Origin of the sequence: Sorangium sp. So ce131, from assembly GCF_051519095.1 — a bacterium.
In the GTDB taxonomy this organism is placed as follows: domain Bacteria; phylum Myxococcota_A; class Polyangia; order Polyangiales; family Polyangiaceae; genus Sorangium.
The window spans coordinates 4614176-4625671 of the sequence record NZ_CP150455.1 but is presented as its reverse complement, the minus strand read 5'-3'; the positions used below and the strand labels follow the sequence as shown (position 1 = coordinate 4625671).

Here is an 11496-nt window from a genome sequence, read left to right as displayed (position 1 = left end):
CGGCTGAGGGAGCGCACGGAAGTGCAGTAGCGGATCGCCCCCGGACCGGCTCATCCAGAGAGCGAGTGGGGCTGGGGTGGAAATTTCGCGTCAGCCGCCGCGCGCGACCTGGAGCACGCGGAAGGTCTGGTCGGCGGCGGCGCCGGGCTTGCGCCGGGTCCCCCACCCGACCGCGGACCGGTAGCTCCCGAGCAGCCCCGACGCGGAGAGCTGCGCCTCGTCCACCGGGACCGGCTGCTCCGCCTGGGGCGCCACGTAGAGCGCGTCCACCGGGCAGTAGGCCTCGCACATGAAGCAGGTCTGGCAGTCGCGCTGCCGGGCGATGACGGGCGCGCCTCCCGGGACGCGATCGAACACGTCGGTGGGGCACACCTCGACGCAGAGATCGCACCCGATGCACCGCGCCTCGCTGACGAGCTCGATCATGGCGCGCTCGCCTCCGCCGCCGCGAGCGCCGGCGCCGGCGCGGGCCCCTCGGCGCGCACCCACACGCGGTCGAGCCCGCCGGTGATCAGCCGCCGCTGCTGCGCCGCATCGAGCGACGGGTGGTCCGTGTGCTTGTGCATCCCGCGCGTCTCGGTGCGGGCGCGCGCGGCGTTGAACATCCAGCGGGCGGTGGCGACCATCGCCGCGCTCTCCCGCGCGCGCACGGCCTCGCGCGCGTCCGCCGCCGCCGGGCCGGCCTGGCGCACGTCGCGCCACAGCGAGTCCAGCCGATCGAGCGACGTCGCGAGCCCGCGCTCGGTGCGGAAGAGGTTCTTGTCGTACGGGAACACCTCGCCCTGCACCGCGCGGATCACGCCCTCGGTGTCGAGCTGCCTCGCCCCGCCGGCCGCCGGCAGCGCCGCGCGGCCCGCGCCCGAGACCTGGCGCTGGCCGCCGCGGGCGCCGACGTTGCGCGCGAACAGGGCGGCGCCCTCGCCGGCCCACTGCCCCGACGAGATCGCCCACGCCGCGTTGTGGCTGCCGCCGCCCGTGAACCCGCCGCAGATGAGCTCCCGCGTCGCGGCGTCTCCGGCGGCGTAGAGCCCGGGCGCCGAGGTGGCGCAGGTCGGGCCCGTGATGCGGATCCCGCCGGTGCCGCGCACCGTGCCCTCGAGCCGCAGCGTCACGGGGAACCGCTGCCGGAACGGGTCGATGCCGGCGCGATCGAAGGGCAGGAAGAAGTTCGGCTGGGCCGTGCGCATCCACGCCTGGAGCGCCTCGTCGGCCTTGTCGAGCTGGGCGAAGACCGGCTGGGTGAGCAGCGTCTCGGCGATGATGGACCGGCCGCGGTGCGAGCCGGCGCCCTCGATGACGCGCCCGTCCTCGTAATAGAACGTCGCCCAGCTGTAGAAGAGGGTCTTGGTCACCGACGCGAAGGCGGGGGCGATCGCGTAGGCGTTCGAGAACTCCATGCCGGACAGGTCGGCGCCCACCTCGGCGGCCATCAGGCCGCCGTCGCCGGTGAGCACGTTGCATCCGAGGGCCTTGCTCAGGAAGGCGCAGCCGCCCGTGGCGATGACGACGGCGCCGGCCTTCACCACCCACCGTTGCCCGAGCTGCCGGCAGACGCCGGAGGCGCCGGCGACCGCGCCGTCCGCGTCGACGAGGAGCTCGAGCGCCGGGCTGTGGTCGAGGATGCGGACCCCGGCGAGCTTCACCCGCTTGCGCATGAGGCGCATGTACTCGGGCCCTTGCAGGCTGCGCCGGACGGGCTGCCCGGCGTCGTCCACCGGGAACGGGTACCCCCAGGTCCCCAGCTCGTTGACGCTGGCCCACGTCTTGTCGAGCACGCGGTCCATCCAGCCGTGGTCCGAGAGGTGGCCGCCGAGCCCCTCCCGGCTCGACTTGGCCGCCTCGCGCAGCTCGGGGACCGGCGGCACGTACCACACGCCGACCCCGGACGGCGCGGTGGCCCCGCTGCTCCCGCAATACCCCTTGTCCGCGAGCACGACGCGCGCGCCCTTCGCCGCCGCGGCGAGCGCCGCCCAGGTCCCCGCGGGCCCGCCGCCGAGGACCAGCACATCGGCCTCCAGGGTCAACGTGTCGCTCGCGTCGAGGACCCGTCCGACCTCTCCTCCAGGCTCCACTGCATCGCTCATGTTCGACCGACTCCCTTGCTCAGGCCTTCTGTCCCGGAGTGCACCACACATGCCATCGCGCAATGGTCCAGGCGCCCCGCGCGTTCTCCGCGCGTTCTCCGCGCGTTCTCCGCGCGTTCTCCGCGCGTTCTCCGCGCGTTCGGCGGGCGTCGAGCGCACGTCCGGCGCGCATCCGGCGTGGGATTGCCGTGCTTGCTGGTGAGGCACCACGCTTGCTGATCCGGTGCTGCTCCACGCGCAGCGCTGCGCGGCGCGCACCGGCGCCCCGCGCTACTTCAGGGCGAAGCCCATTGCGGAGAGCGCGGCGCGCAGGCGGTCGCGTCCGCGCAGCGACTGGGCCGACGCGACGCGCGCCGCCGAGTGGTGGCTCCAGCTGCCTTGGACGCCCATGCGCTCCTTCGTGTAGAAGCCGTCCATGAGCCGGTCGTAGGCGTCGAGCGCGCCGACCGATCGCTCGAAGGCGCCGTACTGCTCGTGGTGCAGGACGACCGACTGCGGGAGCCGCGGCTTGATGCTCGCCGGCGCCGCCGGGTCGGGCCAGCCGACGCACAGGCCGAAGGCGGCGAACACCTGCGCGGGCAGGCCGAGCTCCGCGGCGACCGCCTCCGGGTGGTTCCGCAGCGCGCCGATGTAGACGGTGCCGAGCCCGAGCGACTCCGCCGCGACGAGCGCGTTCTGGGCGGCGAGCGCGGCGTCGACCACGGCCATGACGAACATCTCGAGATAGTCGAGCCCCTCGTGCGCGGCGCCCCGGTGCTTCGCGAGGTCGCCGAGCCGCCGCAGATCGGCGAGCCAGACCAGGAACAACCCGGCGTCGCGCACGTGCGCCTGGCCGCCGGCGAGCTCCGCGAGGCGCCGCCGCCGATCGGGGTCCTGCACGGAGAGCACGCTCCAGAGCTGGAGGTTCGAGGAGCTCGGCGCCGACTGCGCGGCCGCCACGAGCAGCTCGAGCGTGCCCTCGGGGAGCGGCTTCTGGATGTAACGGCGCACCGATCGGTGGCCGAGCAACGACGCGATCACCTCGTTCCACTGCGCGAAGCGGGGCGCCGCCCCCTCGCCGCCGTACCGCTCGCCGAAATGCGCCACGCCGCGTTCACTCATCGGTGCTCCTCCGCCATCTCCGCCCTATCCGCCATAACGGAGACAAGTTCCATTCCACGACGAGAAACGGCTCTGCTCGCCCGTTTTGCGGAAAATTCCGCGGTGTGCGCCTGACCGCTTGCGGTGGGTCGATCCTGGCTCAACGCCAGATTCATGGAAAATTCCGTTGTAGCTCTAGCCGGGGTCGGCCTCGCCGTTCTGGCGACGGGGTGCGGCAGGGAAGAACGTGCGCTCGCGCGGGAGCGACCGGCGGAGGCCGAGGCGGCGGCGGTCCCCGCGCCGGGGCCGGTGGATCCGCCGCTCGTGGCGACCGAGATGGCGGTGCCCGGCGACCGGCCGGCGTTCGTCGTCACCGGACGGGGCGGCGCCTGCCCGCGGATCATCGCCCTCCACGGCATGTGCGCGCACGGGCTCGGCTACGTGCAGGCGTTCCAGGGGGCGGCGCGCGAGCACGGCGGCGTGCTCGGGCTCCAGGGCGACATCCCCTGCGGGGCGGACGGCGTGTTCACCAAGTACTCGCCGAACCCCGAGAAGACGGACGAACGCATCCGGAAGGCGCTCGCGGTATGTGACGGCGAGGTGGAGGACCTCACGATCATCGGCTACTCGCAGGGCGCCTATGTCGGGGAGCGGCTCGCGGAGCGCTGGCCGGAGCGGTACTCGCGGCTCGTGCTGCTCGGGGCGCCCACGACGCCCTCGGTCGCGCGCCTCCGGAACATCCGGGGCGCGGTGCTGATCAGCGGGGAGTTCGACGCGAAGTACCGCATGAAGGACGGGGCGACAGGCCTGCTCGCGGCGAAGATCCCGGCGATCTACCGGGAGATGCCCGGCGCGCACCACGGGGGGATGCCCGAGGCCGAGCGCCTGATGGACGACGCGCTCGACTGGCTCGACACGAACGCGCGGCCACGCCTTTGAGTCGAGCGGTCCGGGACCTTCGCGGCGATCGCGACGACGCGGGCGCGGGCCGTGGCCAGCGCGGCGCGGGCTTCATCGAGGGTCCTGTCGGCCATGAAGAGACTCGCGCCGATTTCCAGCCCTCGATAAGGCGTGGATCGAAGCCGCCGGAGACCGGCCCCGAGGTGATCCGATTCCGGTCTTCCACCACGTTCCCCTTCGTGGGAATCGCGCCCTAATAGGCGAGCTGGTCGTGCACGTCAGGAGGTCTGGCAGGAAATGCGGGCGCCTGGTACCCGCCGTCGGGCGCCGCTCGCTTGGCGCGGCGCCGGCGCGGATCGTCAGCCTCTGACCGCCCGACGGCTTCATGACGGCCGGCCTTCTGGTAGGGTGCGCGCATGTTCGAGCGCGCATTCTCCGGGGCCCCCTGGGAGACGAAGGCCGGCTACTGCCGCGCGGTCCGGGCGGGCAGCCACATCTATGTCTCGGGGACGGTGCCGGTCACGCCGGAGGGCGGCGTCCACGCGCCGGGCGACGGCGAGGCCCAGGCGGCGCGGTGCCTGGAGATCATCGAGGCGGCGCTCCACAAGCTCGGCGCGGACCGCCGCGCCATCGTGCGCACCCGGATGTTCGTCACCGCGATCGACCGCTGGGAGGAGTTCGGCCGGGCACACGAGGCGTTCTTCCGCGGCCACCCGCCGGCGACGACCATGGTGGAGGTCGCGCGGCTCGTCGATCCGGCGATGCTGATCGAGATCGAGGCCGAGGCCGTGGCGCCGCCGGTCGAGGCGGGGGCGCGCGGCGCCGGCGCGGCGGAGGCGCCCGCGGGCGCCGCCCAGGCCGGCCCGGCGGCTGCGCCGCGGACCGCGGGGCGATAGACGAGAGCGCGCCGTGACCCAGAACGCCGCACCGCAGCCCCAGGAGGCCTCGCCGACGCCCCCGGACCCGACGCAGGGCGACCCGGGGAGCGCCGCGCTGGCCCCCGACGACCCGCTCGGCATCCTCAACCAGGCCTTCCTCGACGCCTACGCCGCGCGCCGGGAGGCCGTCCTCGCGAGCATCGAGCCGATCATCGCCCAGATCGACGACAGCCTCATCCTGCGGCGCGGGGGCCAGCGGTTCGAGGGGCCCGCGCGCCCCCGGCGCTACCACGAGCTCAAGGCGATCGCGCACGTCCCCCTCGCCCTCCACGCGATCCTCTCGGGCCGGCGCGGCGCGCTCGAGGGCGGCGCGCGGAGCCGGCTGGCCGAGCTCCGGCAGCACATCGCCGCGGCCGCGGCCGGCCTGGAAGGCCGCGGCTTCACGCCGGAGCAGCTCGCGCGGCAGCGCCGGCTCCTCGACGCGTCGGTCGCGCTCCTCGACGAGGCGACCGCGGCGGGCGGCGTCGCGCCCGAGGCGCTGGCCGCCTTCGCCCGCGCCCAGACCGAGGACCTCCTCGCCAACGTCGAGGACGCGGCGCGCGACCAGATCGAGACGATGCACGCCACGGTCGAGGCCTGGAAGCGGCAGATGAGCCCCGAGGAGCGCGAGCGGCTCCGCGCGGTGGTCGCGGCCTCGCACATGGCGCGCCCCGGGAACGTCGCGGCGCAGTACTTCTCGGTCACCCTGGGAGAGACCTGGCAGGGCCGCTTCGATCAGGAGGGCGTCGGACCGGGGAAGCGCGTGCTGATCGCCGAGGCGACGTTCGACGAGGCCGAGGCGTTCGCGCTGCTCGCCACCCACGCGCTCGACGCCAGGGTGGCGACGCGGTTCTTCAGCGACGAGGTCCGGATGGAGCGCGACCTCCTGGCCGACGCGGCCGAGCGCATCCTCGCCCGGATGTTCCAGAAGGAGCCGGAGCCGCCGGCGCCGCCGGTGGAGCGGTAGTCAGGAGCCCGCCGCCGGCGCTGCGCTTGCCGCGATCGGACGCGGCGCGACGCCGTCACTGCCAGCACGCCTGACACATCGGTGGGGCACGTCGTGCCCAGCGAGCGAAGGGCGCTGTCGACCTCTTGCTGCCGTGCCCGCGATGCGCTCCCGCGCTCTCGCTGTAAGCTGCGGGGCGTCCCTGCGTCTGCGCTGGTCGACAGAGAGGTGATCATGTCGACCGCATCCGTCTCCATCCCCGCCCCCCAGGACACCGACGAGGGGGCCGTGTGCCGCATCGACCTGCCCATCGAGGGCATGACCTGCGCGAGCTGCGTCCGGCGCGTCGAGAAGGCGCTCCGCGGCGTCTCCGGCGTCCGCGACGCGTCCGTCAACTTCGCCACCGGCCGGGCCAGCGTCCTCGCCGACGCATCGCGAGCGGACCGCAGCGAGCTCGTCTCCGCCGTGGAAGAGGCCGGCTACCACGTCCCGACGAGCGCCAGCGCCACGACCGTGAACCTCACCGTGGAGGGGATGACCTGCGCCGCCTGCGTCCGGCGCATCGAGCGGACCTTGCTCGCGACCGCCGGCGTCAGCGACGCGAAGGTCAACCTTGTGACCCGGACGGCCACAGTCACCTTCGATCCGGCCGCCGCGTCCACCAAGGGCCTCGTCGCCGCCATCGAGCGCGCGGGGTACAGCGTCCCGGAGAGCAGCGCCGCGCCGGGCAGCACCACCGTCGCGCCTGCCGAACGGGCGGCCGCCGCCGAGGAGAGCCTCGACGGCGAGCGGCGTGTCCTCTGGCGGGACTTCGTGATCTCGCTCGCCCTGTCCGTCCCGCTGCTCATCCTCGGGATGTCGCACGGCCGCATCCCGGGCGCGGACGGCACGATCGGCCGGTTCGTCCAGCTCGCCCTCGCGACCGCGGTCGTCGTCGGCCCCGGCCGCAGGTTCTTCCGGCTCGCCTGGGCCGCGCTCCGGCACCGGGCGGCCGACATGAACACCCTCGTCGGCGTCGGGACGGGCGCCGCGTGGGTCTACTCCGCGATCGCCGTCGTCGCGCCGCAGCTCTTCCCCCACGCCGAGCACGGCGTGCGGCCGCACGTCTACTTCGAGGCGGTCGGCGCCATCCTCAGCTTCGTCCTGCTCGGCAAGCTCCTCGAGACGCGCGCCCGCAAGCGGCTCACCGACGCCGTGCGCGGGCTCGTCGCGCTCCAGCCCAAGACGGCCCGACGCCTGCGCGGCGAGCTGGAAGAGGAGATCCCGGCCGCAGCGCTCTCGCCCGGCGACCTCGTCCGCGTCCGTCCGGGAGAGCGGATGCCGAGCGACGGCGAGGTCGTCTCGGGTACCTCGGCGCTCGATGAATCGATGCTCACGGGCGAGAGCCTCCCCGTTGACAAGAGCGCAGGAGCGGCTGTCTTCGGCGGCACGCTCAACCAGAGCGGGCAGCTCACGGTGCGGATCACGAAGACCGGCGCCGAGACCGCGCTCGCCCACATCGTCGAGGCCGTCGAGCAGGCGCAGGGCTCGAAGGCGCCGATCGCGCGACTCGCTGACACCGTGAGCGGCATCTTCGTCCCGGTGGTCCTCGGCATCGCCACCATTGCATTCCTCGCCTGGGTCGCGCTGGATCCGACCGCGACAGGGTTTGCTGCCGCGGTCGAGCGGTTCGTCGCCGTCCTCGTGATCGCCTGCCCCTGCGCCCTGGGCCTGGCGACGCCCGCCGCCGTGGCCGTGGGCACCGGCCGCGGCGCCGAGCTCGGCGTGCTCGTGAAGGGCGGCACGGCGCTCGAGGCCGCCAGCCGCGTCGATACCGTCCTCGTCGACAAGACGGGCACGCTCACGGCGGGGCGGCCGCAGCTCGCGGCCGTGAAGGCGCTGGCGGAGGTCTCGGAAGTCGAGCTCCTGCGCCTCGTCGGGTCGGCGGAGCTCGGCAGCGAGCATCCCGTCGCGAAGGCGCTGGTCGAGGGCGCGCGCGCCCGCAACCTCGCGCTCTCCGCGCCCGAGGACTTCCGCGCCGACGCCGGACGCGGCGTGGTCGCCCGCATCGACGGGCGGGAAGTGCGCATCGGCACGGCCCGGTACCTCGCCGAGCTCGGGATCGACGCCGCGCCGCTCGAGGAGCTCGCCCAGGGGCTCGCCCGGTACGGAAACACCCCGTCATTCGTCGCCGTCGACGGCCGCCTCGCCGGCCTCGTGGCGGTCGCCGACCTGCCGACCCCCGAAGCCAAGGAGGCCGTCGCCGCGCTGCACCAGCTCGGCGTGCGCGTCGCGATGGTGACGGGTGACCGCGAGGCGACCGCGCGCGCGGTGGCGGCGCAGCTCGGGATCGACGAGGTCTTCGCCGAGGTGCGCCCCGAGGACAAGGCGCGCATCGTGCGCGAGGAGCGGGAGCGAGGGCGCATCGTCGCCATGGTCGGCGACGGCATCAACGACGCGCCCGCCCTCGCCGGTGCCCATGTCGGCATCGCCGTCGCGAGCGGCACCGACATCGCGGTCGCCGCGGCCGACGTGGCGCTGCTCCGCGGCGGCATCGCCGCCCTGCCCACCGCGCTCGGGCTCGCGCGCGCGACGCTGCGGACCATCCGCCAGAATCTCTTCTGGGCGTTCATCTACAACGTGGTCGGCATCCCGATCGCCGCCGGCGCGCTGTACCCGCTGACCGGCTGGCTCCTGTCGCCGGTCCTCGCGAGCGCGGCCATGAGCCTGTCGAGCGTCTCGGTGCTCCTCAGCTCTCTCCGGCTCCGCCGGTTCCGCCACGCGAGCTGAAATCCGCGCGCGACCGTAATGCGCCGGAGGCCCGCGCGTCTTCCACCCGAAACCTGAAAGGAGATTCTCGTGAAGATCACGCACGCAATTCTCTCGATCGCGCTCGGCATCACCTCGGTCGCCTCCGCCCTCGGCTGCTCGCAGCCCGCGAGCGCGGAGCCACAGAAGGCCCCTCGCGTGGTCGAGATCATGGTCCACGGCGCCTTCGTGCCCGACAAGATCGCCGCGGTCGAGGGGGAGCGGATCCAGCTCAAGCTCGTCCGTCACGACAGCGGCGACTGCACGAAGGAGGTCGTGTTCCCGAGCCTCGGCATCCGCAAGGAGCTGCCGACCGGGCAATCGGTCACCATCGATCTGCCCGAGCTGAGGGCAGGCGATCTCAAATTTGAGTGCGGCATGGGGATGATCAAGGGCACCATCGCCGTCGCGTCAAAGAAGTGAGCAGGGACGGAAGCGGTCCGTGGACGGCGAGCGCCCCCCAGCGGGCGCCAGCCGTGTGCTCGCACCGGCGCACCGGCTGCGGACAGCGACAGCTGGCCACTCACATGCGGTGATAGTGACCGTGCGGGTCACATTCAATCGATCACCCCGCCTTGACACAGATCGATCCAAGCCCGTTCGAAACATCGTCCTGTGAGCAGCCTAACCGCATGAGCGAGCAGGATGACACGAACGCATCCGCGACATCGGGCGCTCGTTCAGTCTTCTTCCGAGCCGCGGATGCGGAGCGCTCCGACATGACGAGCATGGCCAGTTCGGCAAGTCTATCGCCCTGCCGGTAGGCCTCATGTCAAGCGAGCACGCATGACATGATCACGAGACACCAAGAAGCATCATCAAATAAGGGAGGGACACATGTCGCACAAGGGGACCACCCTGAGCAAGGCTTTCCAGGACACCGCCACCGAGGCCCAGAACTGCCAGTCAGTCTGCGTCCGGTCGATCCAGCACTGCCTCCAGATGGGAGGGTTGCACGTCGAGCCTTCCCACATGCAGCTCCTGCAGGATTGCGCCGAGATCTGCGAGACGACCGGGACGATGCTGCTGCGCGGCTCGCCGCAACACAACCAGGTCACGGCCGCGTGCGCGAGCATCTGCGAGCTCTGCGCCCAGAGCTGTGACCGGTTCACGGGCGACGCGCAGATGAAGGCCTGCGCCGACGCGTGCCGCCACTGCGCCGCCGCATGCCAGCAGGTCGCACAGATGCGGCCGGGCGGGGCGGCCGGCCCGGGACACCACAGCGTGCCCTGAACCAGCCGTCGCGCCGCCGGGGGCCGGAACGTCGGGAGGCAGGCGGGCTGCTACTCTTCCGGGTACCACTCTGCTCGCCACGCCTTCATCTGCTCGATCTCCCGCTGCTGCGCTTCGATGATGCCGGAGGCGAGCGTCTTGATCTCGGCATGCTCGGCCTTCTGCAAGGCTACCTCGGCAGCGTCGATCGCCATCTCGTGGTGCGGGATCATGGCGTCGATGAAGGCCCTGTCGAACGGCTCCGCCGTCTTCAGCTCCTCGTTCTGCCTCGCCATGTCCATCATCGCGTCGTGCTCCACGCCCTCGAGCATGGGCATCTCGTCCATGGACGGCGTCTCTGCGCTCCCGTACCACTGCTCGCGCCAGCCCTTCAGCTGGCTGATTTCCTGGTTCTGGGCCGAGATGATGTCGTCCGCCATCGCCTTCAGCTCCGGGTGCTCGGCCCGCTCCTGAGCGGTCTCGGCCATCATCACGGCGCCCTCGTGGTGAGGCGCCATCATGTCGATGAACTGCCGGTCGAACGGCGCCGCGGCCGTCTCGCCGCCGCCCGCTGCCTGGTGCTCGCCGTGACCGTCCGACGAGGACTTGCTGCACGCGTTCACGAGGACAGAGCCTCCCGCGATCAGGAGGACGGCGAGGAGACGGCCAGGGAACGCGCTCTGCCTGCGCCGCTCAGGCGCGGCCGTGCGCAAGGGAGAAGCGGCGCGGCGCTCACGGGCAGCGGCGCCCGTCACATCGGACCGGGTAGGTCGTTCGTAGGAACTCTGAGTCATGGGATCCTCCGTGGTTGGGGCCCCCACCTCCCCCACCTCCCCCACCTCTGATGCGAAAACGGTGCCGCTCGCTCTGCCATGGGAGCAAGGTCTCGGCGAGCGATCTGTCGATCGCGGAGCGCGTCGTCACTGAGTCAACGTGGCCTCAGGTGTGGCGCAGATGCTCGGCAAGGCAACGTTGTGGCCGCCCGGGTCACATGCATTCACCCCGGATGGCGCCGCTCGCCAGGGCTTTGACGCCCGCGCAGCTGGGCTGCTCGCCTCGGGCTGTGCCCGGCCTCTCATGAACGCGGTGGCCCGAACAGCGTGGAGGCGAAGTCCAGGAAGACCCGTACCCTGGGGATGATGTGCCGCGGGCTCTGGTAGAGCGCGTGGATTGGACGCTCGTCCACGGCGAACTCATCCAGCACGGTGACCAGCCAGCACGGTGACCAGCGCCCCCGACGCGAGCTCGGGCGCGATCATGAAGTCGAAGACCCAGGCGAGCCCGGCGCCGGCCACGGCCATCGCCTTGAGCGCGTCGCCGTCGTTGACGCTGAGGAAGCCGGTGGGCTCGAACCGGAGCGTCCCGCTCTCTGCGCGGAAGCGCCACGGCACGACGCGGCTCTCGCGGACGAACCCGAGGCAGCGGTGCCGCTGGAGGTCTTCCGGCGTCTCCGGCGACCCGCTCCGGCGCAGGTACTCCGGCGAGGCGCACACGAGCATCCGCGTGACGCCGAGCCTCCGCGCCACGACCTGGCCGTCTCTGTCGACCCGGTGCGGTGAGGCGCCCGCGC

Annotated in this window: 11 protein-coding genes; 6 read left to right on the top strand and 5 right to left on the bottom strand. The window is 72.7% G+C overall.

The window, feature by feature from the left end:
* Positions 1 to 90: 90 nt before the first annotated feature.
* From WMF43_RS17000 to WMF43_RS16990, 3 genes are all read right to left on the bottom strand, one after another.
* Positions 91 to 426 (bottom strand): 4Fe-4S binding protein, encoded by a 336-nt coding sequence (locus tag WMF43_RS17000; RefSeq protein ID WP_437681429.1) that lies wholly within the window; start codon positions 424 to 426, stop codon positions 91 to 93.
* Entirely contained in the window at positions 423 to 2084 is a 1662-nt protein-coding gene (locus WMF43_RS16995) for an FAD-binding protein (protein WP_437681428.1), read from the bottom strand. The genes WMF43_RS17000 and WMF43_RS16995 overlap by 4 nt, the downstream gene beginning before the upstream one ends.
* A 270-nt stretch (positions 2085 to 2354) precedes the next feature.
* The gene (locus WMF43_RS16990) at positions 2355 to 3185 is read right to left on the bottom strand and encodes an NADPH-dependent oxidoreductase (protein ID WP_437681427.1); all 831 of its coding nucleotides are present in this window, start codon (positions 3183 to 3185) and stop codon (positions 2355 to 2357) included.
* A 153-nt stretch (positions 3186 to 3338) separates the two neighbouring features.
* Here WMF43_RS16990 and WMF43_RS16985 point away from each other — a divergent pair, with 153 nt between their 5' ends.
* The 6 genes from WMF43_RS16985 (at position 3339) to WMF43_RS16960 (ending at position 9947) form a co-directional block, all read left to right on the top strand.
* Positions 3339 to 4103, top strand: coding sequence for an alpha/beta hydrolase (locus tag WMF43_RS16985; protein WP_437681426.1), 765 nt, complete (start codon positions 3339 to 3341; stop codon positions 4101 to 4103).
* Between the two features lie 377 nt (positions 4104 to 4480).
* Positions 4481 to 4960, top strand: a complete 480-nt coding sequence (locus WMF43_RS16980) for a RidA family protein (protein ID WP_437681425.1) — start codon at positions 4481 to 4483, stop codon at positions 4958 to 4960.
* Between the two features lie 13 nt (positions 4961 to 4973).
* On the top strand, positions 4974 to 5948 hold the full coding sequence (locus WMF43_RS16975; RefSeq protein ID WP_437681424.1) for a hypothetical protein: 975 nt from the start codon (positions 4974 to 4976) through the stop codon (positions 5946 to 5948).
* A 213-nt stretch (positions 5949 to 6161) separates the two neighbouring features.
* The gene (locus WMF43_RS16970; protein WP_437681423.1) at positions 6162 to 8696 is read left to right on the top strand and encodes a heavy metal translocating P-type ATPase; all 2535 of its coding nucleotides are present in this window, start codon (positions 6162 to 6164) and stop codon (positions 8694 to 8696) included.
* Positions 8697 to 8765: 69 nt separating this feature from the next.
* A complete protein-coding gene (locus WMF43_RS16965; RefSeq protein WP_437681422.1) occupies positions 8766 to 9137 on the top strand; it encodes a cupredoxin domain-containing protein in 372 nt (123 codons plus the stop codon).
* 414 nt (positions 9138 to 9551) lie between these two features.
* A complete protein-coding gene (locus WMF43_RS16960) occupies positions 9552 to 9947 on the top strand; it encodes a four-helix bundle copper-binding protein (protein ID WP_437681421.1) in 396 nt (131 codons plus the stop codon).
* 50 nt (positions 9948 to 9997) lie between these two features.
* On the opposite strand, the gene WMF43_RS16955 is transcribed toward WMF43_RS16960, so the two are convergent.
* Together WMF43_RS16955 and WMF43_RS16950 are read right to left on the bottom strand one after the other, a co-directional pair.
* Positions 9998 to 10549: a DUF305 domain-containing protein gene (locus WMF43_RS16955; protein ID WP_437681420.1), complete on the bottom strand. Its 552-nt coding sequence runs from the start codon at positions 10547 to 10549 to the stop codon at positions 9998 to 10000.
* A 570-nt stretch (positions 10550 to 11119) separates the two neighbouring features.
* A complete protein-coding gene (locus WMF43_RS16950; RefSeq protein ID WP_437681419.1) occupies positions 11120 to 11452 on the bottom strand; it encodes a substrate binding domain-containing protein in 333 nt (110 codons plus the stop codon).
* Positions 11453 to 11496: the final 44 nt, after the last annotated feature.

What these genes read in the sequence shown, in the direction of transcription:
- WMF43_RS16970 (WP_437681423.1), top strand. Translation starts at nt 6,162, where the DNA reads ATGTCGACCGCATCCGTCTCCATCCCCGCCCCCCAGGACACCGACGAG.
- WMF43_RS17000 (WP_437681429.1), bottom strand. Translation starts at nt 426, where the DNA reads ATGATCGAGCTCGTCAGCGAGGCGCGGTGCATCGGGTGCGATCTCTGC.
- WMF43_RS16990 (WP_437681427.1), bottom strand. Translation starts at nt 3,185, where the DNA reads ATGAGTGAACGCGGCGTGGCGCATTTCGGCGAGCGGTACGGCGGCGAG.
- WMF43_RS16985 (WP_437681426.1), top strand. Translation starts at nt 3,339, where the DNA reads ATGGAAAATTCCGTTGTAGCTCTAGCCGGGGTCGGCCTCGCCGTTCTG.
- WMF43_RS16960 (WP_437681421.1), top strand. Translation starts at nt 9,552, where the DNA reads ATGTCGCACAAGGGGACCACCCTGAGCAAGGCTTTCCAGGACACCGCC.
- WMF43_RS16980 (WP_437681425.1), top strand. Translation starts at nt 4,481, where the DNA reads ATGTTCGAGCGCGCATTCTCCGGGGCCCCCTGGGAGACGAAGGCCGGC.
- WMF43_RS16995 (WP_437681428.1), bottom strand. Translation starts at nt 2,084, where the DNA reads ATGAGCGATGCAGTGGAGCCTGGAGGAGAGGTCGGACGGGTCCTCGAC.